General features: G+C 70.9%; 27 protein-coding genes. 12 read left to right on the top strand and 15 right to left on the bottom strand.

Annotated features, from left to right (window positions below; all coding sequences use genetic code 11):
* Positions 1–19 precede the first annotated feature (19 nt).
* On the top strand, positions 20–988 hold the full coding sequence (yvcK, locus tag ACIBVP_RS09815; RefSeq protein ID WP_396105638.1) for a uridine diphosphate-N-acetylglucosamine-binding protein YvcK: 969 nt from the start codon (positions 20–22) through the stop codon (positions 986–988).
* Positions 989–1,063: 75 nt separating this feature from the next.
* Entirely contained in the window at positions 1,064–2,050 is a 987-nt protein-coding gene (whiA, locus tag ACIBVP_RS09810; RefSeq protein WP_396105637.1) for a DNA-binding protein WhiA, read from the top strand.
* Here the strand turns inward: whiA and ACIBVP_RS09805 are convergent.
* Complete coding sequence (locus tag ACIBVP_RS09805; RefSeq protein ID WP_396105636.1) at positions 2,019–2,720, bottom strand: hypothetical protein; 702 nt, start codon at positions 2,718–2,720, stop codon at positions 2,019–2,021. The genes whiA and ACIBVP_RS09805 overlap by 32 nt on opposite strands.
* A gap of 417 nt (positions 2,721–3,137) precedes the next feature.
* Between ACIBVP_RS09805 and gap the strand changes: the two genes are divergently transcribed.
* Genes gap through tpiA form a run of 3 tightly spaced genes read left to right on the top strand, consistent with a single transcriptional unit; the run spans position 3,138 to position 6,132 of the window.
* Positions 3,138–4,142: a type I glyceraldehyde-3-phosphate dehydrogenase gene (gene gap / locus ACIBVP_RS09800; protein WP_396105635.1), complete on the top strand. Its 1,005-nt coding sequence runs from the start codon at positions 3,138–3,140 to the stop codon at positions 4,140–4,142.
* An 8-nt stretch (positions 4,143–4,150) separates the two neighbouring features.
* The gene (locus ACIBVP_RS09795; protein WP_396105634.1) at positions 4,151–5,353 is read left to right on the top strand and encodes a phosphoglycerate kinase; all 1,203 of its coding nucleotides are present in this window, start codon (positions 4,151–4,153) and stop codon (positions 5,351–5,353) included.
* Positions 5,350–6,132, top strand: a complete 783-nt coding sequence (tpiA, locus tag ACIBVP_RS09790; RefSeq protein ID WP_396105633.1) for a triose-phosphate isomerase — start codon at positions 5,350–5,352, stop codon at positions 6,130–6,132. Before ACIBVP_RS09795 ends, tpiA begins: the two co-directional genes overlap by 4 nt.
* A gap of 54 nt (positions 6,133–6,186) precedes the next feature.
* Here the strand turns inward: tpiA and ACIBVP_RS09785 are convergent, their stop codons facing one another.
* Positions 6,187–7,326, bottom strand: a complete 1,140-nt coding sequence (locus tag ACIBVP_RS09785; protein ID WP_396105632.1) for a beta-1,3-glucanase family protein — start codon at positions 7,324–7,326, stop codon at positions 6,187–6,189.
* Positions 7,327–7,547: 221 nt separating this feature from the next.
* Between ACIBVP_RS09785 and secG the strand changes: the two genes are divergently transcribed.
* Entirely contained in the window at positions 7,548–7,784 is a 237-nt protein-coding gene (secG, locus tag ACIBVP_RS09780) for a preprotein translocase subunit SecG (protein WP_396105861.1), read from the top strand.
* Positions 7,785–7,859: 75 nt separating this feature from the next.
* Positions 7,860–8,204: an RNA polymerase-binding protein RbpA gene (locus ACIBVP_RS09775; RefSeq protein WP_396105631.1), complete on the top strand. Its 345-nt coding sequence runs from the start codon at positions 7,860–7,862 to the stop codon at positions 8,202–8,204.
* 66 nt (positions 8,205–8,270) lie between these two features.
* Here ACIBVP_RS09775 and ACIBVP_RS09770 read toward each other — a convergent pair whose 3' ends face one another.
* On the bottom strand, positions 8,271–9,617 hold the full coding sequence (locus tag ACIBVP_RS09770; protein ID WP_396105630.1) for a sensor histidine kinase: 1,347 nt from the start codon (positions 9,615–9,617) through the stop codon (positions 8,271–8,273).
* A 352-nt stretch (positions 9,618–9,969) separates the two neighbouring features.
* Between ACIBVP_RS09770 and ACIBVP_RS09765 the strand changes: the two genes are divergently transcribed.
* The gene (locus ACIBVP_RS09765) at positions 9,970–10,488 is read left to right on the top strand and encodes a DUF4383 domain-containing protein (RefSeq protein ID WP_396105629.1); all 519 of its coding nucleotides are present in this window, start codon (positions 9,970–9,972) and stop codon (positions 10,486–10,488) included.
* Between the two features lie 2 nt (positions 10,489–10,490).
* Positions 10,491–11,249 carry an NAD(P)-binding domain-containing protein gene (locus tag ACIBVP_RS09760; RefSeq protein WP_396105628.1) on the top strand — a complete coding sequence of 253 codons (759 nt, stop codon included), beginning with the start codon at positions 10,491–10,493 and terminating at the stop codon, positions 11,247–11,249.
* A gap of 4 nt (positions 11,250–11,253) precedes the next feature.
* On the opposite strand, the gene ACIBVP_RS09755 is transcribed toward ACIBVP_RS09760, so the two are convergent.
* The 10 genes from ACIBVP_RS09755 to tkt all read right to left on the bottom strand — a co-directional run bounded on the left by ACIBVP_RS09755 (position 11,254) and on the right by tkt (position 21,174).
* Positions 11,254–11,676, bottom strand: a complete 423-nt coding sequence (locus ACIBVP_RS09755) for an STAS domain-containing protein (RefSeq protein WP_396105627.1) — start codon at positions 11,674–11,676, stop codon at positions 11,254–11,256.
* Positions 11,677–11,714: 38 nt separating this feature from the next.
* Positions 11,715–11,999, bottom strand: a complete 285-nt coding sequence (locus ACIBVP_RS09750) for a hypothetical protein (protein ID WP_396105626.1) — start codon at positions 11,997–11,999, stop codon at positions 11,715–11,717.
* Positions 12,000–12,125: 126 nt separating this feature from the next.
* Positions 12,126–12,701 carry an NADPH-dependent F420 reductase gene (locus ACIBVP_RS09745; RefSeq protein WP_396105625.1) on the bottom strand — a complete coding sequence of 192 codons (576 nt, stop codon included), beginning with the start codon at positions 12,699–12,701 and terminating at the stop codon, positions 12,126–12,128.
* A gap of 11 nt (positions 12,702–12,712) precedes the next feature.
* Positions 12,713–13,012, bottom strand: a complete 300-nt coding sequence (locus ACIBVP_RS09740; protein WP_396105624.1) for a DUF2795 domain-containing protein — start codon at positions 13,010–13,012, stop codon at positions 12,713–12,715.
* 60 nt (positions 13,013–13,072) lie between these two features.
* The gene (gene pgl, locus ACIBVP_RS09735; protein WP_396105623.1) at positions 13,073–13,783 is read right to left on the bottom strand and encodes a 6-phosphogluconolactonase; all 711 of its coding nucleotides are present in this window, start codon (positions 13,781–13,783) and stop codon (positions 13,073–13,075) included.
* Positions 13,780–14,766: a glucose-6-phosphate dehydrogenase assembly protein OpcA gene (gene opcA / locus ACIBVP_RS09730; RefSeq protein WP_396105622.1), complete on the bottom strand. Its 987-nt coding sequence runs from the start codon at positions 14,764–14,766 to the stop codon at positions 13,780–13,782. The genes pgl and opcA overlap by 4 nt, the downstream gene beginning before the upstream one ends.
* The gene (gene zwf / locus ACIBVP_RS09725; protein WP_396105621.1) at positions 14,763–16,292 is read right to left on the bottom strand and encodes a glucose-6-phosphate dehydrogenase; all 1,530 of its coding nucleotides are present in this window, start codon (positions 16,290–16,292) and stop codon (positions 14,763–14,765) included. The genes opcA and zwf overlap by 4 nt, the downstream gene beginning before the upstream one ends.
* On the bottom strand, positions 16,289–17,953 hold the full coding sequence (locus ACIBVP_RS09720; RefSeq protein WP_396105620.1) for a glucose-6-phosphate isomerase: 1,665 nt from the start codon (positions 17,951–17,953) through the stop codon (positions 16,289–16,291). The genes zwf and ACIBVP_RS09720 overlap by 4 nt, the downstream gene beginning before the upstream one ends.
* Positions 17,954–17,962: 9 nt before the next feature.
* A complete protein-coding gene (gene tal, locus ACIBVP_RS09715) occupies positions 17,963–19,072 on the bottom strand; it encodes a transaldolase (RefSeq protein ID WP_396105619.1) in 1,110 nt (369 codons plus the stop codon).
* Positions 19,069–21,174 (bottom strand): transketolase, encoded by a 2,106-nt coding sequence (gene tkt, locus ACIBVP_RS09710; RefSeq protein ID WP_396105618.1) that lies wholly within the window; start codon positions 21,172–21,174, stop codon positions 19,069–19,071. Before tkt ends, tal begins: the two co-directional genes overlap by 4 nt.
* A 217-nt stretch (positions 21,175–21,391) precedes the next feature.
* Here tkt and ACIBVP_RS09705 point away from each other — a divergent pair, with 217 nt between their 5' ends.
* Entirely contained in the window at positions 21,392–22,315 is a 924-nt protein-coding gene (locus tag ACIBVP_RS09705) for a heme o synthase (RefSeq protein WP_396105860.1), read from the top strand.
* Here the strand turns inward: ACIBVP_RS09705 and ACIBVP_RS09700 are convergent.
* Positions 22,312–22,686, bottom strand: coding sequence for a hypothetical protein (locus tag ACIBVP_RS09700; protein ID WP_396105617.1), 375 nt, complete (start codon positions 22,684–22,686; stop codon positions 22,312–22,314). The genes ACIBVP_RS09705 and ACIBVP_RS09700 overlap by 4 nt on opposite strands.
* A 175-nt stretch (positions 22,687–22,861) precedes the next feature.
* Here ACIBVP_RS09700 and ACIBVP_RS09695 point away from each other — a divergent pair, with 175 nt between their 5' ends.
* The gene (locus ACIBVP_RS09695) at positions 22,862–23,179 is read left to right on the top strand and encodes an ArsR/SmtB family transcription factor (protein ID WP_396105859.1); all 318 of its coding nucleotides are present in this window, start codon (positions 22,862–22,864) and stop codon (positions 23,177–23,179) included.
* Positions 23,172–24,026: an SRPBCC domain-containing protein gene (locus ACIBVP_RS09690; protein WP_396105616.1), complete on the top strand. Its 855-nt coding sequence runs from the start codon at positions 23,172–23,174 to the stop codon at positions 24,024–24,026. The genes ACIBVP_RS09695 and ACIBVP_RS09690 overlap by 8 nt, the downstream gene beginning before the upstream one ends.
* On the opposite strand, the gene ACIBVP_RS09685 is transcribed toward ACIBVP_RS09690, so the two are convergent.
* Positions 24,023–24,721: an HD family phosphohydrolase gene (locus ACIBVP_RS09685; RefSeq protein WP_396105615.1), complete on the bottom strand. Its 699-nt coding sequence runs from the start codon at positions 24,719–24,721 to the stop codon at positions 24,023–24,025. The genes ACIBVP_RS09690 and ACIBVP_RS09685 overlap by 4 nt on opposite strands.
* Positions 24,722–24,769: the final 48 nt, after the last annotated feature.

The raw sequence follows: 24,769 nt of genomic DNA, 5'->3' as shown, positions 1-24,769 counted from the left end.
CGATGGCACAGGAGCGGCCGTGAAAGCCGTAGCGCTCGGTGGAGGGCGTGGACTGCACGCGACGCTGTCGGCGTTGCGACGGCTGACACCGGACGTGACCGCGGTGGTCACCGTCGCGGACGACGGCGGCTCGTCGGGCAGGTTGCGGCGCGAGCTGGGCCTGCTGCCTCCCGGTGACCTGCGCAAGGCGCTCGCCGCGCTGGCGGGGGAGGACGCGGAGAACTCGCTGTGGTCGACGGTGTTCCAGCACCGCTTCGGCGGCACGGGCGCGCTGGCCGGGCACGCGGTCGGCAACCTGGTGCTCGCGGCGCTGCTGGAGATCCTCGACGACCCGGTCACCGCGCTCGACGAGGCCGCCCGCCTGCTGGGGCTGCGCGGCCGGGTGCTGCCGATGTGCACCGAGCCGCTGGACATCGAGGCGGACGTGGTCGGCCTCGACGAGGACCCGGACGCGGTCCGGCGGATCCGGGGGCAGGTCGCGGTGGCGACCACGCCCGGCCAGGTGCGGCGGATCCGGCTGTACCCGGCGGGCGAGCCCGGTGAGGTGCCGAAGGCGTGCGCCGCCGCGGTCGCCGCCGTGCACGACGCGGACGTGGTGCTGCTCGGGCCCGGGTCGTGGTTCACGAGCGTGCTGCCGCACCTGCTCGTCCCCGAGCTGCACGAGGCGCTGATCGACACGGCCGCGTCCCGCGTCGTGGTGCTGAACCTCGTCCCCCAGCCGGGGGAGACGGCGGGTTTCTCCCCGGAGCGCCATCTGGACGTACTCTGCGAGCACGCGCCGCACCTGCGGGTGGACGCGGTGATCGCCGACGCCGACTCGGTCCCGACACCGGACCGGCTGCGACGTGCGGCCGAGTCGCTCGGGGCGCGCCTGCGACTGGACGCGATCGCGTCGGCCGCGGCGCGGGAGCGGCACGACCCGGCCGCGCTGGCCGAGAGCCTGCGGGGCGCGTTCGAGGCGGTCAGATCGGCACGCGAAGCGGGTTGATGGTGGGATGTACGCCTGCGTGGGAGGCGAGCCCCTGTGGGAGGGGGCGCGCGTGGTGGGAGAGGAGCAACCAACGTGGCGATGACCGCGGCGGTCAAGGACGAGCTCAGCAGGCTGGCGGTGTCCAAGACGTGTTGCCGGCGTTCGGAGGTGTCGTCGCTCCTGCGGTTCGCGGGCGGACTGCACATCGTCGGTGGCCGGGTGGTCGTCGAGGCGGAGCTGGACACGGGTGCCGCGGCGCGGCGGCTGCGCAAGGAGATCCACGACCTGTTCGGGCACAACGCCGACATCCACGTGCTCGCGTCCGGGGGCCTGCGCAAGGGCACCCGGTACGTGGTGCGCGTGGTCAGGGACGGTGAGGGGCTCGCCCGTCAGACCGGCCTGCTCGACCAGCGCGGCCGCCCGGTGCGGGGCCTGCCCGCCGCGGTCGTGTCCGGTGGCGTGTGCGACGCGGAGGCCGCGTGGCGGGGCGCGTTCCTGGCGCACGGCTCGCTGACCGAGCCCGGCCGCTCGTCGGCGCTGGAGATCACGTGCCCCGGCCCGGAGGCGGCGCTGGCGCTGGTGGGGGCGGCGCGGCGGATGGGCATCCAGGCCAAGTCGCGCGAGGTCCGCGGTGCCGACCGCGTGGTGGTCCGCGACGGTGACGCCATCGGCGCGATGCTCACCAGGCTCGGCGCGCACACGTCCGTGCTGGCGTGGGAGGAGCGCCGCATGCGCCGCGAGGTCCGCGCGACGGCCAACCGCCTCGCCAACTTCGACGACGCCAACCTGCGCCGGTCCGCCCGCGCGGCGGTCGCCGCCGCGGCACGGGTGCAGCGCGCGATGGAGATCCTCGGCCCGTCGGCCCCGGAGCACCTGTCCGCGGCGGGCAAGCTGCGGCTGTCGAACCGGCAGGCGTCGCTGGAGGAGCTGGGCCAGCTGTCCGACCCGCCGATGACCAAGGACGCGGTCGCGGGCCGCATCAGGCGTCTGCTGGCGATGGCCGACAAGCGCGCGAAGGAACTGGGCCTGCCCGACACCGAGTCAGCCGTCACCCCGGAGATGCTCGAAGCCGAGGTCTAGTGCGGGGCACTAGCTCGGCGTCGAGCCGCGCACGCCACTCGTCCGGCGACATGGAGACGTACGTCGGCACCTCCTCGTCCCACCGCGCGGCGAACTCGTCCAGGCCCTTGACGAACTCGCGCTGGATCCAGCGACGCGCGACGGCGAGCACGGGCGCGGCGAGTGGGCGGTACAGACCGCGGCCACGGACGGTCACGGTCACCTCGACCCGCCACCCGTCGCCCGCCGCTCGGCTGACCTCCACGGTGCCGCGGGCCATCCTGTGGTCGAACCGGCCGAGGACGGCGGTGCCGCCACCGGTCCACCAGCGTTCGAAGTCGACGGTGCCGGTGCCGGTCGTCAGCTTGCCGCCGTCGCCCGCGCCACCCTCGATCTGGAGGGCGCGCGGGGCGGCGGCGCTGTGCAGCCGCACGTGGCAGGTGGTCGTGACGTCGGGCGTCGTGGTGGTGACCCGGGCCGCCGACTCCCCGTGCCGGTCCCACGCGTCGAGCGTGACCACGGTTTCGCCGTTCTCGTAGTGCGCACCCGCGGCGAGCGGATCGCCGTCGATAGGGGGGAGCGCCGCGCTGCCGAGGTGTTCGGTGAGCGCGTCCCAGCAGATCGCTACCGCACTCTCGAACCAGGCCCTGGGCGCCGGCGTGAGGGCGATCGTGTGGTGGAAGCGAGCCATGCCCGCATGTTCCCATCCGGACATGCGTGCTGAACCCGAAATTTCGGCCGTCAGTGGAAGTTGCGTGCCCCGGCGCCCGTTCGGGAAAGATCCCGGACACGGCGCGAGGCCTGCCTGATTGACCCCCACGCAATCAGGCAGGCCCCGCCTTTCCTGGGTGCCGCACCCCCCTGGCGGCGAGCCGTCCCCCGCCTCGCCGCCACTCCCAGCGCCCCCCTACGCCAACACAAGAGCAGGCCCCCGGCACCCAGATACGACCTTGTTGGGAAAAATCCCGCGAACCAGTTCCGGCCCCGGCGCGCGGGTCCCAACTGATTCGATACAGTTGCCTTGCCCGCACATCCCGCGACCTGGCCAACCTCGGGCGATAGGGTGGATCGGGCTGATTCGACAATCACGAGCACGAGGAGACGCACGGTGACCGTTCGGGTAGGCGTCAACGGCTTCGGCCGTATCGGCCGCAACTTCTGGCGCGCGGTGCAGGCCAGCGAGCACGACATCGAGGTCGTCGCTTTCAACGACCTCGGCGATGTCGCCACCATGGCGCACCTGCTGAAGTACGACAGCGTCCTCGGTGTGCTGCCGCAGGAGGTCAAGGCGACCGCCGACGGCATCCAGATCGACGGCACGACCATCAAGGCGCTCGCCGAGCGCGACCCCGGCAAGCTGCCGTGGAAGGACCTCGGCGTCGACGTCGTCATCGAGTCGACCGGCTTCTTCACCAAGGCCGACGACGCACGCAAGCACGTCGACGAGGGCGGCGCCAAGAAGGTCATCATCTCCGCGCCCGCGAAGGGCGAGGACCTGACGGTCGTCATCGGCGCCAACGAGCAGCTCTACGACGGCTCGCAGACCATCATCTCCAACGCCTCCTGCACCACCAACTGCCTGGCGCCGCTGGCCAAGGTCCTCCACGATGCGTTCACCATCGAGAAGGGCCTGATGACCACGATCCACGCGTACACGCAGGACCAGAACCTGCAGGACGGCCCGCACAAGGACCTCCGCCGCGCCCGTGCCGCCGCGCTGAACGTCGTGCCGACGTCCACCGGCGCCGCCAAGGCCATCGGCCTGGTGCTGCCGGAGCTGAACGGCAAGCTCGACGGCTACTCGCTGCGCGTGCCGGTGCCGACCGGCTCGATCACCGACCTGACCGTCGACGTGTCGCGCGAGGTCACGGTCGACGAGGTCAACGCCGCCTACCGCGCCGCCGCCGAGGGCCCGCTGAAGGGCATCCTGCGCTACTCCGAGGACCCGATCGTGTCCTCGGACATCGTGACCGACCCGGCGTCCTGCGTCTACGACGCGCCGATCACCAAGGTCATCGGCAACCAGGTCAAGGTCTACGGCTGGTACGACAACGAGTGGGGCTACTCGAACCGCCTCGCGGACCTGACCGCACTCGTCGCGTCCAAGCTCTGAGGCGAGGCATGAAGACACTCGACGACCTGCTCGCCGAGGGTGTCCGGGGTCGGCGCGTCCTGGTGCGCGCCGACCTCAACGTGCCCCTCGACGGCGACACGATCACCGACGACGGCCGCATCCGCGCGTCGCTGCCCACGCTGACCAAGCTGGTCGACGGGGGCGCCCGGGTGGTCGTCACGGCCCACCTCGGCCGCCCCAAGGGCGAGCCGGACCCGAAGTACTCGCTCGCGCCCGTCGCGGCCCGGCTCGACGAGCTGCTGGACGCGACGGTCACGCTCGCGGGCGACGTGGTCGGCGACTCCGCGAAGACCACTGTGGACGGTCTCGCGGACGGCGAGGTCGCGCTGGTGGAGAACATCCGCTTCGACGCGCGGGAGACCAGCAAGGACTCCGCCGAGCGCGGCGCGCTGGCCCGTGACCTGGCGGGCCTCGTCGGCGACGACGGTGTGTTCGTGTCCGACGGTTTCGGTGTGGTGCACCGCGAGCAGGCCTCGGTGTACGACGTCGCCAAGCTTCTGCCGGCCTACGCGGGTGGCCTGGTGCTGGCCGAGGTCGAGGTGCTGCGCGAGCTCACCGGCGACCCGCGGCGGCCGTACGTGGTCGTGCTCGGTGGTTCCAAGGTGTCCGACAAGCTCGCGGTCATCGAGTCGTTGCTGCCCAGGGTGGACAAGCTGCTCGTCGGTGGCGGCATGTGCTTCACGTTCCTGGCCGCCGAGGGGCTCGGGGTCGGCTCGTCGCTGCTGGAGGGCGACATGATCGACACCTGCAAGAAGCTGCTCGCCGAGGCGGGGGAGAAGATCCTGCTGCCCGCGGACGTCGTGATCGCCGACAGGTTCGCCGCCGACGCCGCGACCGAGACCGTGCTCGTGGCCGAGATGCGCGAGGACTGGATGGGCCTCGACGTCGGTCCCATCACCGCGGAGCGGTACGCCGCGGCGCTCGCCGACGCGGGCACCGTGTTCTGGAACGGCCCGATGGGCGTGTTCGAGATGGCCCCGTTCGCCGAGGGCACCCGCGCGGTCGCCCAGGCCATCGTGGACGGCGACGCCTACAGCGTCGTCGGCGGCGGCGACTCGGCCGCGGCCGTGCGTGCGCTGGGGCTGCCGGAGGACGGATTCACACACATCTCCACCGGCGGCGGGGCGTCGCTGGAGTTCCTGGAGGGCAAAGAACTTCCGGGCGTCGCGGTACTGGAGGAGGGCGAATGAGGCAGGTCCTGATCGCGGGCAACTGGAAGATGAACCTCAACCACCTCGAGGCCATCGCCCTGGTGCAGAAGATCGCGTTCTCGCTGCCGGAGAAGTACTTCGCGAAGGTCGAGGTGGCGGTGCTCCCGCCGTTCGCCGACATCCGCAGCATCCAGACGCTGGTGGACGGCGACAAGCTGAAGCTGCGGTACGGCGCGCAGGACGTGTCCCGCTACGACTCCGGCGCCTACACGGGCGAGGTGTCGGCGCCGATGCTCGCGAAGCTGGGCTGCTCGTACGTGACCGTCGGCCACTCCGAGCGCCGCGAGTACCACGAGGAGACCGACGAACTGGTCAACGCGAAGGTGAAGGCCGCGCTCAAGCACGACATCGCGCCGATCCTGTGCATCGGCGAGAAGCTCGAGGTGCGCGAGGCGGGCAACCACGTCGAGTACACGACCGACCAGCTGATCGCCGGGCTCAAGGGCCTCAAGACCGACCAGGTGTCGAAGGTCGTCGTCGCGTACGAGCCGGTGTGGGCCATCGGCACCGGCCGCGTCGCGACCCCGCAGGACGCGCAGGAGGTCTGCGGCGCGATCCGGGCGAAGCTGGCCGAGAAGTACGGCCGGGAGATCGCCGACGGCGTCCGCGTCCTGTACGGCGGCTCGGTCAAGTCCGGCAACATCGGCGACCTGGTGAAGCAGGACGACATCGACGGCGCCCTGGTGGGCGGCGCGAGCCTGGACGCGGAGGAGTTCACGAAGCTCTCCGCCATGGCCGCGGGCGGCCCGCTGCCCTGATGGAACGCACGACGGCCCCTCTCCGCACGCTCGGGGAGGGGCCGTCGCGTTCTGTCAGAACGGGGTCAGGGTCAGCGTCATCGACGTCGGGGCCGGGTCCTCGATGTAGGAGGCGTGTTCGCACACGTCGTCGAAGGCGAAGCCGTACGCCTTACCGTCCACCGTGTTCTCGTGCATGATCCGCGAGTAGTGGTTGGTGACCGACCCCTGGTAGTACGTGGCCGCGTCGCGCACCGGCTGGGCGCCCGTCGCGGTCAGCACGCCCCGGTTGAAGCCCGCCCCCAGCGTCGCGGCCACCGGGCCGGTCACGCCGTCGTTCGGGGCGGCGAGCGCACCGTCGCAGAACAGGACGTCCCTGGTCGACGGCTTGGTGAACGCGCGCACCCCGCCGTCGAACACGAACTGGTCGCCCTGCACCGACCCCCGGAACGTGTTCGCGCCCGCGGTCACGGTCATCGTGTTCGAGCGGTAGTGGCTCCACACCTCGTCGATCAGGCCCGCGAAGTAGTCGGACGCGAACCGGCCCGCGTCGAGTCCGTGACCAGGGGCGATGACCCGCAGGTCGCCCAGCACCAGGTTCTCGAAACCGGGCGTGCCGGCCAGCGCGGAGAAGACCGCGCCCCGGCCGCCGTCCTTGAGCCTGCCCGTCTTCTGCTGGGACGCGCCGGACAGCGAGATCTCCATCGGCACCGACAGCATGTCGACCATCGTGATGTTGCAGTGCATGCCCGCGCCGTCGTAGGTGAACTCGGCGCAGTCGTGCAACACCGGGTAGTTCGGGTCGGCCTCGACCCAGCCCGCCGGGTAGGCGAGCGCGTTGCCCGGGTTGCACTTGAACTTCAGCTTCTCGCCGAGCGCGACGTAGATGCGCCCGGACATGCCCTGCGGCAGCGACAGCGTCCGCGAGCCGTCGACCTGGATCGAGTAGTCGGTGTAGCCGTCCGGGCCGTTGTCGGCCTCCGAGACCGGCACGAGCGCGCCGTCGGCGGACAGCCTGCACTGCTGTCCGGTGGCGAGGTTGGTGCCGACGACGTACGTCCAGAGCGGGCCGCGTCCGGACTCGTTGGCGATGGTGATCGAGAGAGGTGCGAGCGGCTGTGCTGAGGTTGGCGCTGCCCCGACCGACCTGGCCAGGAGCGGAGCGCCGACGGTCGCCGCCGCGAGCCCCCCGAGGAACGAGCGACGAGAGATCATGCGTGTACTCCTCACTGTCGGGTGCCCAGCACTGGGCACCGCGGAGGCCACGCGGAGCAACATCGGTCGTACGAGTCCCGCCCAGAGTATTGACCAGTTTGTTCTCGTACGCAACAATCCCGTCCACGGTCCGGTGGGGCACTGCGTGACGATCACAGGGCACCAGGTAACCTGATGCTTCGACCGTGCAGACGCGGTCCCGTGTCGACAGCGAGGATGAAATGGTTCTAGCTCTGCAGATTGGTCTGATCGTTACCAGCCTGCTGCTTATCCTTCTGGTCCTGCTGCACCGCGGTCGTGGTGGCGGTCTGTCGTCACTGTTCGGCGGCGGTATGCAGTCGAGCCTGTCCGGCTCCAGTGTCGCGGAGAAGAACCTGGACCGCGCGACGTTGTTCATCGGCGGAATCTGGCTTATCTGCGTCATCGGGCTCGGCCTGCTCATCAAGGTCCCGGTCTGATATCTCCCCGTTCGGCGGCGGACGGGGCGTCCCTCCTTTTCCCGTGTGAACCACCTTGTGGGGGTGTGAGAGTCGATGGCTGGTGGTAGTGCGATTCGAGGTACTCGAGTCGGCGCTGGGCCAATGGGTGAGTCGGAGCGGGGTGAGTCGGCGCCACGCCGACGGGTCTCCTACTGGTGCGCCAACGGGCACGAGTCGCGGCCGTCGTTCGCACTCGACGCCGAGGAGCCGGAGTCGTGGGACTGCCCGCGCTGCGGGCTTCCCGGTGGCCGTGACGCGCAGGAGCCCCCGAAGGCGCCGCGCAACGAGCCCTACAAGACGCACCTCGCCTACGTGAAGGAGCGTCGCTCGGACGCCGACGGCGAGGCCATCCTCGCCGAGGCGCTCGCGAAGCTCCGCAAGCAGCGCGAAGGCATCTGAGCGCAAGCTGAGAACACGAAGGCCGCCGGATCGGACCGAAGTCCCATCCGGCGGCCTTTGTGGTTCTCAGCCAGCCAGGGGGTAGGTGGCTGAGACCCGGAAACCGCCCTCCGCGGTCGGTCCCGCAGAGAACGTGCCCCCGAGCAACCCGGCACGTTCCTCGAGACCGATCAGTCCGTGACCGCCGGACGGCAGGACCGGCTTGCGTGCCCGCGCACGCTCGTTGCGCACCTCGACGACGAGGGTGTCCTGCTGCGCGAGCACCCGCACCGAGGCACGTGCCCCGGCCGCGTGTTTGCGCACGTTCGTCAGCGCCTCCTGCACCGTGCGGTACACGGCGTGCGACACCGGCCTCGGCAGACGCGACGGCTCCGCCTCCACGTCCAGCGCCACCGGCACCTGGTCGGAGCGGAAGTTCTCCACGAGGTCGTCGAGCTCGTCGACGCCCGGCTGCCCGTCCTCGGCCGCGTCACCGGACCGCAGCACGCCGACCAGGTTCCGCAGCTCCTCGAGCGTGCGCGTGGACAGGTCGCGGATCGTCCGGGCGGCCTGCTCGGTGTTCTCGCCGGTCGACACCTGCAGCGCGCCCGCCTGCATGGCGATGAGGGTGACCTGGTGGCTCACGACGTCGTGCATCTCGCGGGCCAGGCGTGCCCGCTCGGCCGCGCGGATCGTCTCCGCCAGGAGCTTCTTCTCCCGCTCGCGGCTCGACGCCAGCTCCCGGATGCGGGCCGACAGCTCCTGCCGCGCCGAGATCAACAGGCCGATGGCGACCGGCATCCCGGCGATGATCACCGCCCAGATCACGTTGAGCATGTGTTCCTGCCAGCTCAGTGACACGAACTCGGTGAGCGGCCACCGCACGTAGCCGCAGAGGAAGACAAGCACGCAGCCGGCGACCATCCGCCACGACAGCAGCCGGTGTTTCTTCGCGAGCGACCCGAGCGCGATCATCGCGGCGAGCTGCGACCAGCCGGTCATGAAGCCGGGGACCGTGACCAGCACGGCGAGGAACGGCACGTGCCTGCGCATGACCATGGCGGCGACCGCGACGGCCGACAGCCAGATCGAGTAGGTGGGGGCGTCCTCCGGGATGACGAGCCACACGTCGAGCACCGCGAGCAGCAACGCGACGACGTCGGAGGTGATCCCGCGGGCGCGCGGGCTGTTCCGCAGCGCCGTCAGCCACCGGGGCAGCCTGCGGGACGCCGCGAGGCTCGGGCGCGGCAGTATCCGTACGTCGTCGAGGGTGGCTTTGGGGGTGAACGTCGACGCGACCAGGACGGAACCTCCAGACTCGGTGCGGGCGCGCAAGGATGGCTCGACACCGCCCGTGCGTTGTCGCGGCAGCTCCGCGCCGGCGGGCACGCGTTCGCGTGTCTCGGCCGCGTGGCGCTGTCGTCGTGAAGACATAGGCTCGGCCTCCCTCCGGAGTTGTGCTCCGCGCCAATGAAGACATAACAATCGTCCGGTCGGGACGAAATGTTTCAGATCAATGTGCTGGAGCAAATCACCAGTTGCCGGACGACCTTCAGCTTGGACCGAACGGCCCCACTGTTTGGTCCGATCGACGCACGACTTCGCCTGCCGGTGACGAGTCGGGTTCCGAGCGTGTTTGTGAGGGCCCCCGCGGTGGAAGAATTGATCACGGGCCCTAACGGCCTGTCTTCGATCTTCGATGAACAGTCGGCGCTTCGCCACGCGTGTCCCCGATGTGGGAGGCATCGTGGTCGAGGGCCACCGGGACGAGGGAGGGTGCGGGGACTTGACGGAATACGGGGTGGCGCAGGACCAGCGGCGGCGACGGGAGCCCGCGCAGGCCGTCGCGGTGGTCGTCGCGGCGTTGTTCGTGGCGGCGGCGGCGCTGGACATGGGGCCAGGGCTGCTGGACAACGCGGTGCAGCTCGGGTTCGGGGGCGTGGGCCTGGCGATGAGCCGCGCTCCGCGCGGCGCGCGGGCGTTCCTGATCGCGGGCGGAGTGGCGTACTTCCTGCTGTGGCAGTTCGGCGCCGTCATCGACCCGTCACTCGTGCCGTTCCACACCGGCGACGTGGCCGTGCACCTGTCGTTCGTCGGGAGCATGATCGGCTTGGCCGTGCTGAGCGGCGGCCGGCTGGCGGCACCGCTGACGGTCGCGCCGGCGGTCGCGTTCCACGACGTGCCCGCGCGGTTCCGCCGCAGGCGCCAGGCGCCGAGCCGCCCACCGGGCCGCGACGACGGCAACCGCACTCCGCGGATCACGACCGGCCACCGGCGGGCGCGGCTTCTCGGCACCGAGGTCTGAGGATGCGGCGGTACGGGTTCGTGGGGGCCGGTGAGCTCACGGCCGCCGTGGTGACGGGACTGTCCCGCGCGGTCGCCGACCCGCCGGAGATCTTCCTGTCACCGCGTGGCCGGGGGAGCGCGCTGGCCGCGCGGTACCCGAACGTGCGGGTGTGCGACAGCAACCAGGGCGTGCTCGAGCACGCGACGACGGTCGTGCTCGCGGTCCGGCCGCCGATCGGCCGCACCGTTGTCTCGGAGCTGTCGTGGCGGCCGGAACACGTGGTGATCAGCGCGCTCGCCGGGGTGCGGCTGGCGTTGTTGCGGGAGTGGGCCGCACCCGCGGGCCACGTCGTGCGGGTCATCCCGCTGCCGCAGGCGGCCGTCGGGAAGAGCCGCACCGCGGTGTACCCGGACCACGCCGCGGCCCGCGCCGTGTTCGAGCAGGTCGGCGACGTCGTGGTGCCCGCCGAGGAAGCGTCGCTGGAGGTGTTCAGCGCCGCGACCGCGACGTTCGCGGCACACCTCGACTACCTCGCCACCATCGCGGGCTGGATGACCGAGCACGGCGTGGACGCGAACACGGCCGACGCCTACGTCACCCACATCTTCGGTCAGCTCGGCGAGTCGCTGTCGAAGCACGCCGACCTCGCGGCGTTGACCGGCAGGCACATGACGCCGGGCGGGATCAACGAGCAGCTCATGACCGACCTGCGCGACGACGGCGTGCCCGACGTGGTGCGGCGTGCACTCGACCGGATCCTGGCGCGCCTCAACGGATGAGCGTTCAGCTCGTCAGCGCCACCATCGCCTCGGAGAGGCTCGAGTAGTTCTCGATGCCCTCGGTGGTCTCGGTCGCGCGCAGGACCCTGGCCACCGTGAGGTTCGCGATCACGACGGCGAGGCGCTGGCCCGCCCACCGTGCGCGTGCGGTCGCGTCGAGGAGGACGCGGACGCCGGCCGCCGCGCAGTAGGTGACCTCCGTGAGGTCCACGATCACGGCGGGCACGCGTCGCCTGTGCAGGTCCTCCAGCACGGTCGCGAGGGTGGAGACCGTCAGCAGGTCGATCTCGCCCGCGACGCGGCACACGTGCAGGTCGTCGTTGTGCCGGACCACACGGACGCGCAGGCTGCGGTCGATGATCCGCTGGATGTCGGGCGCCGGTTTCTTCAGATGCGCCGGCGGAAGACGGTCTGGGCCTGTCCCCATCGTCGCTTCCCTACGGCTGTCGGCTGGCACTCCTGATTCTAGCCGCCTTCTCGTCGGCGACCGTGCACCACCCCGAAACCCTTGGCGGGTCCCGAGAACGGCGCGTGCCGGTGGGCGAGACGACGCCGGTCGGCCGCCGCGTCGGCGGCCCGGACGGTGGCCGCGACGTCGTCGCAGTCCGCGTACAGGCGGGCGGGGAGGCGGTGGAGCCGTCTCCTGGTCACCGAGTCCGTGCCGAACAGTTCCGCCTGCGCGATCACTTCCCAGCGGTAGGCCGGGAAGCACAGACCGTCCAGCACGGCCGCGACATCCGCGGAGTCCATGGGTTCCAATGTGCGCCTCCTGACGGTGATGAGCAGCGGAAATGTGGCCAACCACACCGAGTCCGCCGATCCCCGCGAGGGAGGGCCGGTGAGGCCGCGCCGCCCCACCGGCCCTCGGGCCGGGTGTCAGGTCGTGAGGCGCAGACGGGCGCGGAGGTCGTCCGCGGTCAGGTCCGCGCCGAACACGTCGGTGCCGGGCTGGAGCTTGCGGCCACCGACGGTGAGGCCACCGACGTCGACCGGTGCGAAACCGAGTTCGCCCGCCAGTGCCATCGCGGTCTTCTTCGCCCGCAGGTCGTCGCCCGCGACGGGGACGGCGCGGCGCGGAACGCGGTGGGCGTGGTCACCCAGGTGCTGCCAGCCGATCGCGTTGAACGCCTTCACCACGTACGCGGTGACGAGGTGGCTCTGGATCAGGTCACTCGAGGTCAGGCAGTCGTCGTCGAGGTCGGGGGTGGGACCGTCGAGGACGGGGTCGTAGTTGGTGGTGTCGATGACCGGTTTGCCCGCCAGCTCCGCCACCGGCAGTTCCCGGTGGCGGTCGAACGGCACCGCGACGACCGCGACGTCGGCGAACGCGGCGACGCCGCGCATCGTGCGTGCCACCAGCAGGCCGCACAGCGACACCTCGTGCCCGGTGAGGGCGAGCTGCCTGCTGAGCGCCGTGCCGAGGTGACTGGCGCCGATGATGCCGATACGCATGACCGGGGCGCCTAGTCGGCGATGGCCGGCACGACCGAGACGATCAGCGAACGGTGTGGCACGTTCATGGGGATCGTCACCGGCCGGTAGCGGCGGGGGCGGGGACGGGCGCTCTGGACGGCGACAATTGTCGCCGCGACATCCTGGCAGTCGGAGTAGCGGCGCAGCGGTAGCCGGTGCAACTTCGACATGGTGACGGCGTCGGCGCCGTACACGGCCGCGTGGGCGATGAGTTGCCAGCGATAGGCGGGGAAAGGCAGGTCCCAGAAGACCTGCTGGACTACTGTCTCGTTACCTGGGTCCGGGGTCACGCGAGAATCTTGTTCTCGTCACTTGCCGGAGACATCCGTCAAGTGACGGAGGTATGAGTGTCAGTTCTCCCCGGCGGCTGCCTTGTCCAGCAGCCACAGCGTCTCTTGCCGTCCGCGTGCCCCCGCTGCCGGGATGTCCGCGGCGTCGGCGTCCGCGAGCGCCGCGGCGACCGCCTCCGCCTTCGACGCACCGGCGGTCATCAGCCACACCCGCGCCGCGCGGCCGATCGTCGGCAGCGTCAACGACACGCGCGTGGGCGGCGGCTTCGGGCAGTCCCGGACCGCGACCACCGCACGCGCCGTCTCGGCGACAGCGGGGGAGTGCGGGAAGATCGACGCCGTGTGGCCCTCCTCGCCGACCCCGAGCAGGCACACGTCGAACGACGGGACATCCTTGAGCAGCACCGCGTACGCCTCGGCGGCCGCGTCCGGATCGTCGCCGTACTCGCCGTCCGACGGCGCCATCGGGTGCACCCGGTCCGGCGCCACCGGCACGTGGTCGAGGAGTTCCCGGCGCGCCAGCGTTTCGTTGCGTTCCGGGTCGCCGCCCGGCAGGAACCGCTCGTCGCCCCAGTAGACGTCGATCGTCGACCAGTCGAGCGTGGCGTCCCGCAGCGCGGCCAGCACGGCACCTCCGGTGCGGCCGCCCGTCAGCACGACAGAAGCCGTGCCACGGGCGGCCTGTGCCTCGGCGAGGACGGCGGCCAGCCGCTCGGCGGTGCGTGCCGCCAGCTCGTCCTGCGACGCGTGGACGATGGTCGCGGGGGTCACGACGCCGTCGCCTCCGCCTTGACCTTCTTGGCCGCGTTCGCCTTGCGCGTGGCCGCGGCACCCCGGCCGCGGTCGACCTTGTTCAGCGCCTTGAGCGCGGACTCGTAGATCTCGTCCGGGTCCAGCCGCCGCAGCTCCTCGGCGATGCAGTCCCGCACCGCGCGCCGCTGCAGCGCGACCCGCCGGTCCGGCTGACCCGGCTGGGACAGCAGACCGACCGCGCCGTCCGGCCGGTGGATCTCGATGTTGCCGGAACGGCGCTCCAGCACCACCGACACGATGCCCTGACCGGACTTGGCCTTCGTGCGCTTCACCGGCAGCCGCAGCTTCGACGCGAGCCACGCGGCCAGCAGGTCCGCCGACGGCGAGTCGGTCTCCCCGGACACCGACGCGCCCGTCACCCGCTCGAACGGCGGCAGGTCCAGCGCGGCCGCGAGCAGCGCACGCCACAGCGTCAACCGCGTCCACGCCAGGTCCGTGTCACCGTCCGCATAGGACTTCGCGCGGGCCTCGAGCGACCGTGTCGGGTTGCGCTCGGCGGCGGCGTCGGTGATCCGCCGGGTCGCCAGCCTGCCGATCGGGTCCTTCTCCGGTGACGTGGGCGCCTCGAACGGCCACCACGCCACCACCGGCGCGTCCGGCAGCAGCAGCGGCACCACACACGACGCGCCCTCGCTCGCGAGCGGGCCGTACAGGCGCAGCACGATGACCTCGCTGGCGCCCGCGTCACCGCCGACGCGGATCTGCGCGTCCAGCCGCGCCGCGGCCTTCTTCGCCCCGCGCGCCACCACGATCACCCGGCACGGGTGCTCGCGGCTCGCGTGGTTGGCCGCGTCGATGACGTCCTCGGTGCGCTCGCTGTCGTCGGTGACGATCACCAGCGTCAGCACGCGCCCGATGGTGTTCGCGCCACCCTGCTCACGCAGGTGCACCAACTTGCTGTTCACCTGCGACGTCGTGGTGGCAGGCAGATCGATGATCATGGTCGCCTCCAGTGACGGCCGGTGCGGGACAGCATGCGGTCCGCCGAGTCGGGGCCCCAGGTGCCTGCCTGGTAGGGCTCCGGCTTCCCGTTGGTCCGCCAGGCCTTCAGGATCGGGTCGAGGATCTGCCAGGACAGCTCGACCTCGTCGTTCTTCGGGAACAGCGACGGCTCACCGAGCAGCACGTCCAGGATCAGCCGCTCGTAGGCCTCCGGCGACGACTCGGTGAACGAGTGGCCGTAGGAGAAGTCCATGTTCACGTCCCGGACCTCCATGGTGGAGCCGGGCACCTTCGAACCGAACCGCATCGTCACGCCCTCGTCGGGCTGCACCCGGAACACCAGTGCGTTCTGGCCGAGCTCCTCGGTGGACGTGGCGTCGAACGGCAGGTGCGGCGCCCGCTTGAACACCACGGCGATCTCGGTGACGCGACGGCCGAGCCGCTTGCCGGTGCGCAGGTAGAACGGCACTCCGGCCCAGCGGCGGGTGTCCACCGCCAGCTCGATGGCCGCGAACGTCTCGGTGATCGAGTCCTTCGCGAAGCCACCCTCCTGCAGCAGGCCGGGCACCTTCTGCCCGCCCTGCCAGCCACCGGTGTACTGGCCGCGCGCGGTCGTCTCGGTGAACGGGCCGACCGGCTTGGTGGCGGCCAGGATCTTCGCCTTCTCCGCGCGGACCGCGTTGGGGTCGAAGGAAACCGGCTCCTCCATCGCGGTCAGCGCGAGCAGCTGCAGCAGGTGGTTCTGGATCACGTCACGGGCGGCGCCGATGCCGTCGTAGTACCCCGCGCGACCGCCGAGACCGATGTCCTCGGCCATGGTGATCTGCACGTGGTCCACGTAGTTGCCGTTCCAGATCGGCTCGAACAGCTGGTTGGCGAACCGGATCGCCATGATGTTCTGGACGGTCTCCTTGCCGAGGTAGTGGTCGATGCGGAACACCGACTCCTCGGGGAAGATCTCGTTGACCATCTTGTTGAGCTGCTTGGCGCTCGTCAGGTCGTGGCCGAACGGCTTCTCGATGACCACGCGGCGCCACTCGTTGTTCTTCGGCTCCGCGAGACCCGTGCGCGCCAGCTGCTGGATCACCTTCGGGAACGCGGCGGGCGGGATCGACAGGTAGAACGCGTGGTTGCCCGCCGTGCCACGGACCTGGTCGAGGTCGGTGATGGTCTGCACCAGGTTGTCGAACGCGACGTCGTCGTCGAACGAGCCCTGCACGAACCGGCAGCCCTCGGCGAGGCGGTCCCAGACCTCCTGCCGGAACGGCGTGCGCGCGTGCTCCTTCACCGCGTCGTGCACGACCTTGCCGAAGTCCTCGTCCGCCCAGTCGCGGCGGGCGAACCCGACCAAAGAGAAACCGGGTGGCAACAGCCCCCGGTTCGCCAGGTCGTAGATCGCCGGCATGAGCTTCTTCCTGGACAGGTCACCGGTCACCCCGAAGATCACCAGGCCGCAGGGCCCGGCGATCGTGGGGAGCCGCTTGTCCCGCTCGTCGCGCAGCGGGTTCTGCCAGCCGCGTGTCACCTGCCGACCTCCTGAAGCGCCGTCACCAGGTGCGCCAGCCCGGCGGCCCGGTCCGTGAAGTGCAGCCGCAGCACCGGGCGCCCGTGCTCGGTCAGCACCTGACCGTCGCCGAGTGCCTGCGCGAGCTGCAGCGTGCCGAGTGTGTAGGGGCGGCCGGGGACCTCGATGTCGTCCTCGACGGCACCGGTCAGCTGCAGGAAGACACCGTTCTGGTGCCCGCCCTTGTGGTACTGGCCGGTCGAGTGGAGGAACCTCGGGCCCCACCCGAACGTGGTCTGCAGCCCGGAACGCCGCGCGAACTCCGGCCGCAGCACGACCGCCGACGCGTCCGCGATCCGGTCGAGGTAGGCCTGCACGGCGACGTAGCCGAACTCCGGCGCGGACGCGATGAACGCCCGCAGCACACCGGCGAGCGTCGTCTCACCCGCCAGCGCCTCTGGTGCGTGCACCTCGACCGCACCGTCCACAAAGGTCGGTGTGGCCGGCTCCGACCGCGGCGCGTCCAGGAGCGACCGGGCGGCCTTCTTCGCGGCCTCCACGTCCGGCTGGTCGAACGGGTTGATGCCCAGGAGCCGCCCGACGATCGCGGTCGCGTACTCCCACAGCAGGAACTGGCCGCCGAGGGCGCCTTCGATGCCCATGAGCGAACCGCTGCGGCCCTCGCCGACGGCGATCGGCACCGCGTCGGAGTGGGCGTCGGAGAAGTCCGGTGACTCCGGGCTCTCGACCACCACGGGCAGCAGGCCGATGCCGTTCTTGCCGGTCGACTCGGCGATCAGCTGCTCGGCCCAGTCACCGAAACCCTTGATGCCGGAGCCGGTGTCGGCGATGACCACCTTCTCCGCGCCGCGTCCGTGCGCGCCGCCGAGCGCGGCCGCCAGCACGATCGCCGGGTTGTTCGTGCTGTCCTGCGACAGTGCCGGAGCGGCCTCCGCCGCCTCGTCGAGCAGCTTCCCGATGTCGGCGCCCGCGAGCCCCGAGGGCACCAGCCCGAACGCGGTCAGCGCCGAGTAGCGCCCGCCCACGTGCGGGTCGGCGGCGAAGACCTTGCGGTAGCCCGCCTCCTTCGCCGCCGCCTCCAGCGGTGAGCCCGGGTCGGTCACGACCACGATCCGCGACGCGGCGTCGATGCCCTCGTCGGCGAACGCCTTCTCGAAGATCCGGCGGTGGCTGTCGGTCTCCACAGTGGACCCCGACTTCGAGGACACCACGAGCACCGTGCGGGTCAGGTCGCCCTCAAGCGCGTCGGCGACCTGACCCGGGTCGGTGGTGTCGAGCACGACCAGCGGCACGTTCGCGGTGCGGGTGATCACCTCGGGCGCGAGCGACGACCCGCCCATGCCCGCCAGCACGACCCGGTCCACGCCCTCGGCGTGCAGTTCCGCCCGCAGCGCCTCGATGTCCGCGACCAGCGGGCGCGACGTCTCGTGCAACGTGGTCCAGGACAACCGGATCGACGCCTCAGGCTCGGCCTCGGGGCCCCACAGCGTGGGGTCCTGGGCGGTGAGCTTGGACGCGACCCGGTCAGCGGCCAGCTGCTCGGCGAGCGGCCCGGCGTCCTCGATCAGCCGCTTGCGGCCCTCGAGCTTGCCCTTGATCAGGTCCTCGAACTGCTTCACGATCCGCACTGCCTCGGGCGGCAGGTCGTTCGTCTCGGTCATGTGGTCGTCTCAGCTCCCCGCCGCGGCGAGTTGTTCGGTGACCGAGTCGAGCAGCTCTTCCCAGGACTTCTCGAACTTCTCCACGCCTTCGTTCTCCAAGGTGATGAACACGTCGTCGATGTCGATGCCGACCGCGACGAGGTCGTCGAACACCTTCTGCGCCTCGCCCGCGGTGCCGGTCACCGTATCGCCGTGCAGGTCGCTGTGCTCGGCAACCGCGTCCAGCGTGTTCTCCGGCATCGTGTTGACCGTGTCGGCGACGACCAGCTCGTCGACGTACAGCGTGGGGGAGTAGTCCGGGTTCTTCACGCCGGTCGACGCCCACAGCGGACGCTGCGCGTGCGCGCCCGCCGCCTTCAGCCGCTCCCAGCGCGCACCGGAGAAGGCCTCCTGGAACGCCGCGTACGCGAGGCGCGCGTTGGCCACGGCCGCCTTGCCGCGCAGGGCCTTCGCCTCGTCGGTGCCGATGGCGTCGAGCCGCTTGTCGACCTCGGTGTCCACGCGGGACACGAAGAACGACGCGACCGAGTGGAGCTGCCGGATGTCGTGCCCGTTCGCCTGCGCCTGCTCCAGGCCGGCCAGGAAGGCGTCCATCACGGCCTTGTACCGCTCGACGGAGAAGATCAGCGTGACGTTCACGCTGACGCCCTCCGCGAGCGTGCGGGTGATCGCGGGGATCCCGGCCTCGGTGGCGGGGATCTTCACGAGCAGGTTCGGCCGGTCGACCGTCTTCCACAGGTCCAGCGCCTCGGCGACGGTCTTGTCCGTCTCGTGCGCCAGGCGCGGGTCGACCTCGATCGACACGCGGCCGTCGACACCGCCGGTGCTGGTGTAGAGGTCCCGGAACAGGTCGCAGGCGTTGCGGATGTCGGTGGTGGTGATCTCCTTGACGGCCGCGTCCAGCGACGCGCCGCGGGCGGCCAGCTCACGCACCTGGTCGTCGTAGTCGGACGCGTTGGACAGCGCCTTCGCGAAGATCGTCGGGTTGCTGGTCACCCCGACCACGTGCTTGTCCCGGACCAGGCCGGCGAGGTTGCCGGAGGTGAGCCGGGCCCGCGACACGTCGTCGAGCCAGATGGACACGCCCAGCTCGGACAGCTGGGCAAGCTTGTCGGTCATGCGAGCCTCTCAGTCTTCTCAAGTGAGCGACGGGCCGCGGCGACGACGGCTTCCGTGGTGAAACCGAACTCCTTGAACAGGGTCTGGTAGTCGGCGGAAGCGCCGAAGTGCTCGATGGAGACGATCTCCCCCGCGTCACCGACATACCGGTACCACGGCTGGGCGATGCCCGCCTCCACGGCGACCCGCGCCTTCACGATCGGTGGGATCACGTGGTCGCGGTAGGACTGGTCCTGGGCCTCGAACAGCTCCTGCGACGGCATGCTCACCACTCTCGTGGCAACGCCATCGCCCTCGAGAACCTTCCTGGCCTCGACCGCGATCTGCAGCTCGGAGCCGGTGGCGACGATCACCACCTGGGGCACGCCCGCCGAGCTGTCCTCGAGCACGTACGCGCCCTTGGCGACCCCTTCGGCCGCCTTCTCCTTCGTGCCTTCCAGCACGGGCAGGTTCTGCCGCGTCAGCGCGATGCCGACCGGCGCGTCGTGCTGCTCCAGCACCGCCCGCCACGCGGCGGCGGTCTCGTTCGCGTCACCCGGCCGCAGCACGACCAGGCCCGGGATGGCGCGCAGCGCGGCGAGGTGCTCGATCGGCTGGTGCGTCGGGCCGTCCTCGCCGAGGCCGATCGAGTCGTGCGTCCACACGTAGGTCACCGGCAGCTTCTGCAGCGCGGCGAGCCGGACCGGTGGGCGCATGTAGTCGGAGAACACGAGGAACGTCGCGCCGTACGGCCGGGTCGGGCCGTGCAGCACGATGCCGTTGAGGATCGAGCCCATCGCGTGCTCGCGGACACCGAAGTGCAGCGTGCGCCCGTACGGGTGGGCGTCCCACTCCTTCGTCTTCGCCGCCTCCGGCCCGAACGAGTCGGCGCCCTTCATCGTGGTGTTGTTGCTCTCCGCGAGGTCCGCGGAGCCACCCCACAGCTCGGGGAGCACGTCGGCGAGCGCGTTCAGCACCTCGCCGGACGCCTTGCGGGTCGCGATCCCCTTGGGGTCCGGGTCCCACGACGGCAGCGCGTCGGCCCAGCCGTCGGGCAGCCGGTAGGCGCCCGCACGGTCCAGCAGCGCCTTGCGCTCCGGGTTGGCGGCCGCCCACGCGTCGAAGGCCTTCTGCCACTCCTCGTGCGCCTGCTTGCCGCGGTCGGCGGCCAGGCGGGCGTGCTTGAGCACCTCCGGCTCGACCGCGAAGTGCTGGTCCGGGTCGAAGCCGAGGATCTTCTTGACCTCGGCGACCTCGTCGGCGCCCAGCGCGGCACCGTGCGCCTTGCCGGTGTTCATCTTGTTCGGCGCCGGGTAGCCGATCACGGTCTTCAGGAGGATGAACGACGGCCGCGCGGTCTCCGCCTTCGCCGCCTCCAGCGCGGCCAGGATCGCGACGACGTCCTCGCCACCCTCGACGACCTGGACGTGCCAGCCGTAGGCCTCGTAACGCTTCGCGGTGTCCTCGGACAGCGCGATGTTCGTGTCGTCCTCGATGGAGATCTTGTTGTCGTCGTAGATGACCGTGAGGTTGCCCAGCTCCTGGCGGCCCGCGATGGACGACGCCTCGGAGGTGACGCCCTCCTCGATGTCACCGTCGGAGGCGATCACGTAGATCTGGTGGTCGAACACGCTCTCGCCCGGCGCGGCGTCCGGGTCGAACAGGCCGCGCTCGCGGCGGGCGGCCATCGCCATGCCGACCGCGGAGGCGAGACCCTGGCCGAGCGGGCCCGTGGTGATCTCCACACCGGCGGTGTGCCCGTGCTCGGGGTGGCCGGGGGTCTTGGAACCCCACGTGCGCAGCGCGGCGATGTCCTCGATCTCCAGCCCGTAGCCGGACAGGAACAGCTGCAGGTACAGCGTCAGGCTCGAGTGGCCGGCCGACAGCACGAACCGGTCGCGGCCGATCCAGTCCGGGTCACTCGGGTCGTGGCGCATCACCCGCTGGTAGAGGGCGTACGCGACCGGAGCGAGGCTCATCGCGGTGCCCGGGTGACCGTTGCCGACGTGCTGGACGGCGTCCGCGGCGAGGACCCGGATGGTGTCCACGGCGCGTTTGTCGAGGTCGGTCCAGTCGTCAGGCAGGTTCGGTGTGGTCAAACGGGCCAGTTCGTCGGCGCTCATGGACACGGACTCAAGCTCCCACCTAATCGTGTTGCCGATCATGCTCGGTGCACGACCGCGCTGGTCATCCTCGGGTTCCCCGCTCAATTCCCGGCTGTGTTTCTCAGCCTAACGAAACCACCCGACGGCGGCCGTCCATGGTCACGCGGCTACCATTCGAGCCGTTACCCGGACAGCCGCCACTTACACCAGTCAGGAGCCGCCAGTGAGCGCAGCGCTGGGGGCGACGACCGAAGCCCCGCGCCGCAGCCGCAAGGATGTCGTGCGTGCGTACGTCGCGCTGACCAAGCCGAGGATCATCGAGCTCCTGCTGGTCACGACCGTGCCGGCCATGATGCTGGCCGAGCGGGGCATCCCGTCGCCGTGGCTCGTGTTCGCCACCCTCTTCGGCGGGACGATGGCCGCGGGTTCCGCGAACGCGCTGAACTGCGTCGCCGACGCCGACATCGACGCGGTGATGAAGCGCACGTCGGCGCGCCCGCTCCCCAAGCACCAGGTGCCCACGCGGAACGCGCTCGTGTTCGGGGTCACCCTCGGCGTGCTGTCCTTCGCGTGGCTGTGGCCCACGACCAACCTCCTGGCGGCGCTGCTGGCCGTCGCCGCCATCCTGTTCTACGTACTGATCTACACGATGGTTCTGAAGCGCAGGACCGCGCAGAACATCGTGTGGGGCGGTGCCGCGGGCTGCATGCCGGTCGTGATCGGCTGGTCGGCGGTCACGGGCTCGGTCGAGTGGCCCGCGCTGGTCATGTTCGGCGTGATCTTCTTCTGGACCCCACCCCACTTCTGGGCGCTGGCGATGAAGTTCAAGGACGACTACGCCCGGGCGGGCGTGCCCATGCTGCCCGTCGTGACGACCGCCGACCGGGTGGCCCGGCAGATCGTCACGTACTCGTGGGTGATGGTCGTGTGGACGCTGCTGCTGGTCCCCGCGACCGGCTGGGTGTACACCGCGTTCGCGGTCCTCACCGGCGGCTGGTTCATGATCGTCGCGCACCGCCTGTACGCGGCGATCAAGCGCGGCGAGCCCGGCAAGCCGATGAAGCTCTTCCACATGTCGAACACGTACCTGACGCTCGTGTTCGTCGCGCTGGCCGTCGACTCGGCGCTGGGCCTCCCGGTGGTCGGTCTCCCGTTCTAGCTGGGTCGGAACTCGATCCGGGCACCGAGCACGTCGACCGTCGCCGCGGGCAACGCGGCCACGTCCCGCACGGCGACCGCGTAGGACACGAACGCCGTCTCGTCGCCGGGCACGAACCGCACGAGCCGTTGTGGCCGACCGACGTACGTCTCGTACCTGGCGGCCGCGGCCTCCGGGGCCGGGGTGCGGAGCGTGACCTCGTCGTCGAGCTCCAGGTAGCGAATCGTCTCCACATCGCCGTCGACCGGGCGGCGCACCGTGTTCACCCCGCCGTGCGCGATGCCTTCGGTGGTCGCCTCGATCCGGGTGATCAGGGCAGGCAGCACGTCGGGTGGCGCGTCGAGCGGCACGAACCGGGCGTCCTCGGGCATTGAACCGACGTCGGGGGTCACCAGTTCGACAAAGCTGTGCGGGAAGGTCGGCGTGCGTGTTCGCGGCGCCGAACGGGCGCGGCTCTCGCCGTCGCCGCGTGCCATCGTCGGGTAGGCCGGGGCGGGGTCTTGACACCTCCGATAACCTTCCGGTTATGAAACCGAGGGGTAATCAATCGTGACGGCGACCCTCGACGTCACATTCGCCGCGCTGGCCGACCCCACGCGGCGTGCCATCCTCGCCCGGCTGTCCAGGGGCGAGGCGACGGTGAAGGAGCTGGCCGAGCCGTTCGCCATGACGCAGCCCGCCATCTCCAAGCACCTCAAGGTCCTGGAACGCGCCGGCCTGGTCGAACGCGGCCGGGACGCGCAACGCAGGCCGTGTCGCCTCGTCGCCGCGCCCATGCGGGCCGCGACCGAGTGGCTCGGCGGCTACCGGCGGTTCTGGGAGGAGAGCTACGACCGGCTCGACCAGGTGCTCTCCGATGAGTGACCGCGACATCGTCATCACCCGCACCTTCGCCGCGCCCAGGCAACGGGTGTTCGAGGCCCACACGGACCCGGGCCTGCTGCGGCGCTGGTTCGGTCCGCACGGCTGGCGGCTCGTCGTCTGCGAGATCGACCTGCGACCCGGCGGGACCTGGCACTACGTGCTGCGCGGCCCGGCGGGGGAGGAGATGGCGCTGGGTGGCACGTACCTCGAGATCGACCCGCCCGACCGCCTCGTCATGACCGAGCGCAACCCCGACTGCCACGCCCGCGCCGCCCACGAGTCGGTGATCACCATCGCGCTGACCGGCGACACCCACCTCACCCACACCGCCACGTTCCCGACCCCCGAGATCCGCGACGCCGTCGCCGGCTCCGGCATGGCACGTGGCGTCGGCGAAGGCTTCGACCGCCTCGCCCGCACACTGGAGCGACCCATGGACTGGAAGATCGAGATGATCCCCGTGCCCGTCACCGACGTGGACCGGGCCAAGGACTTCTACGCGAACAAGCTCGCGTTCCCCGTCGACGTCGACCACGAGGCGGGCGACTTCCGCTTCGTCCAGGTGACCCCGCCGGGGTCGGGCTGCTCGATCGGCTTCGGCCGCGGCACGAGCGAGATGACACCCGGCGACCTGAAGGGCGTGCAGATCGTCGTCGAGGACGTCCAGCGCGCCCGCGACGAACTGGTCGGCCGCGGCGTCGACGCCACGCCGGTGTACCACTTCGAGAACGGCGAGCAGGTCGACGGGCCGGGCGACCGGTGGAACTCGTTCGTGGGCTTCAGCGACCCGGACGGCAACCGCTGGGTGCTGCAGGAACGCCCCGCGGGCGACCCCGCGGGCGACTAGGAGGCGGCGGCGGGACTCGCGGCGGCGACGGCGGCCAGCAGCTGGGAGACGTCCGCGTCGTCCAGTGACTCGCGGATGCACTGCCACAGCTGGAGGTTCGCCGACGCCCAGCGGGTGTACATGGCGGCGGCTTCCGGGTTGTAGAAGTAGAAGCCCTCGTCGTGCACGCCCTGCTGCTCGCCGCAGATCTTGTTCGCGAGCTCCCGCAGGCCGATCCCGTTCTCCTCGAGGTACTTGTGCGCCAGCACCACCGGGGTGACCGGCAGCGCCTTGAACAGCGTGTCGGCGTCCGAGAGCGCCTGCGCCTCGAGCGAGATGTCGCGGCCGCGGGTGGCCATCTCCGCCTCGACCACGATGCAGTCGATCCACGCGGCCACGTGCGGGGCGACGCCCGCCCGTTTCAGGATCGCGCGCCGCAACCGCCCGCCCGTGGCGGCGGAGGAGTTCCTGCGGACCAGGTAGTTGACGTCGTGCACCAGCGCGGCCGTCTCGACGACGCTCACCTCGGCGCCGTTGAGCACGGCGAACCGCGCCGCCTTCGTGCGGACGAACGACACGTGGTGCCACCCGTGGAACTGCAGGCGCGCGGCATAGCGCGTGCAGATCCGGTGGACGTCCGCCTCGACGGCGTCGACCACATCCGGTGCGATCACCGGCACCAAGTCGCCAGCAGGCGTGTTTTCCTCGACAGACATCGACCCCTCCGAACCGCGCCGTCGCCCACGCCGGTGCGGTCGGCGCGG

It is taken from the genome of Actinophytocola sp. NPDC049390 (genome assembly GCF_044466355.1).
GTDB lineage: Bacteria > Actinomycetota > Actinomycetes > Mycobacteriales > Pseudonocardiaceae > Actinophytocola.
The sequence above is the reverse complement of the archived record's forward strand: the minus strand, read 5'-3'. Positions and strand labels throughout refer to the sequence as shown.

Coding starts and splice junctions, on each gene's coding strand:
- opcA (WP_396105622.1), bottom strand. CDS start 14,766: ATGATCATCGATCTGCCTGCCACCACGACGTCGCAGGTGAACAGCAAG.
- ACIBVP_RS09775 (WP_396105631.1), top strand. CDS start 7,860: ATGGCTGGTGGTAGTGCGATTCGAGGTACTCGAGTCGGCGCTGGGCCA.
- secG (WP_396105861.1), top strand. CDS start 7,548: ATGGTTCTAGCTCTGCAGATTGGTCTGATCGTTACCAGCCTGCTGCTT.
- ACIBVP_RS09690 (WP_396105616.1), top strand. CDS start 23,172: ATGAGTGACCGCGACATCGTCATCACCCGCACCTTCGCCGCGCCCAGG.
- ACIBVP_RS09700 (WP_396105617.1), bottom strand. CDS start 22,686: ATGCCCGAGGACGCCCGGTTCGTGCCGCTCGACGCGCCACCCGACGTG.
- ACIBVP_RS09720 (WP_396105620.1), bottom strand. CDS start 17,953: ATGACCGAGACGAACGACCTGCCGCCCGAGGCAGTGCGGATCGTGAAG.
- tpiA (WP_396105633.1), top strand. CDS start 5,350: ATGAGGCAGGTCCTGATCGCGGGCAACTGGAAGATGAACCTCAACCAC.
- ACIBVP_RS09770 (WP_396105630.1), bottom strand. CDS start 9,617: ATGTCTTCACGACGACAGCGCCACGCGGCCGAGACACGCGAACGCGTG.
- tkt (WP_396105618.1), bottom strand. CDS start 21,174: ATGAGCGCCGACGAACTGGCCCGTTTGACCACACCGAACCTGCCTGAC.
- ACIBVP_RS09685 (WP_396105615.1), bottom strand. CDS start 24,721: ATGTCTGTCGAGGAAAACACGCCTGCTGGCGACTTGGTGCCGGTGATC.
- ACIBVP_RS09745 (WP_396105625.1), bottom strand. CDS start 12,701: ATGCGTATCGGCATCATCGGCGCCAGTCACCTCGGCACGGCGCTCAGC.
- ACIBVP_RS09785 (WP_396105632.1), bottom strand. CDS start 7,326: ATGATCTCTCGTCGCTCGTTCCTCGGGGGGCTCGCGGCGGCGACCGTC.
- ACIBVP_RS09755 (WP_396105627.1), bottom strand. CDS start 11,676: ATGGGGACAGGCCCAGACCGTCTTCCGCCGGCGCATCTGAAGAAACCG.
- tal (WP_396105619.1), bottom strand. CDS start 19,072: ATGACCGACAAGCTTGCCCAGCTGTCCGAGCTGGGCGTGTCCATCTGG.
- ACIBVP_RS09795 (WP_396105634.1), top strand. CDS start 4,151: ATGAAGACACTCGACGACCTGCTCGCCGAGGGTGTCCGGGGTCGGCGC.
- ACIBVP_RS09805 (WP_396105636.1), bottom strand. CDS start 2,720: ATGGCTCGCTTCCACCACACGATCGCCCTCACGCCGGCGCCCAGGGCC.
- ACIBVP_RS09760 (WP_396105628.1), top strand. CDS start 10,491: ATGCGGCGGTACGGGTTCGTGGGGGCCGGTGAGCTCACGGCCGCCGTG.
- ACIBVP_RS09750 (WP_396105626.1), bottom strand. CDS start 11,999: ATGGACTCCGCGGATGTCGCGGCCGTGCTGGACGGTCTGTGCTTCCCG.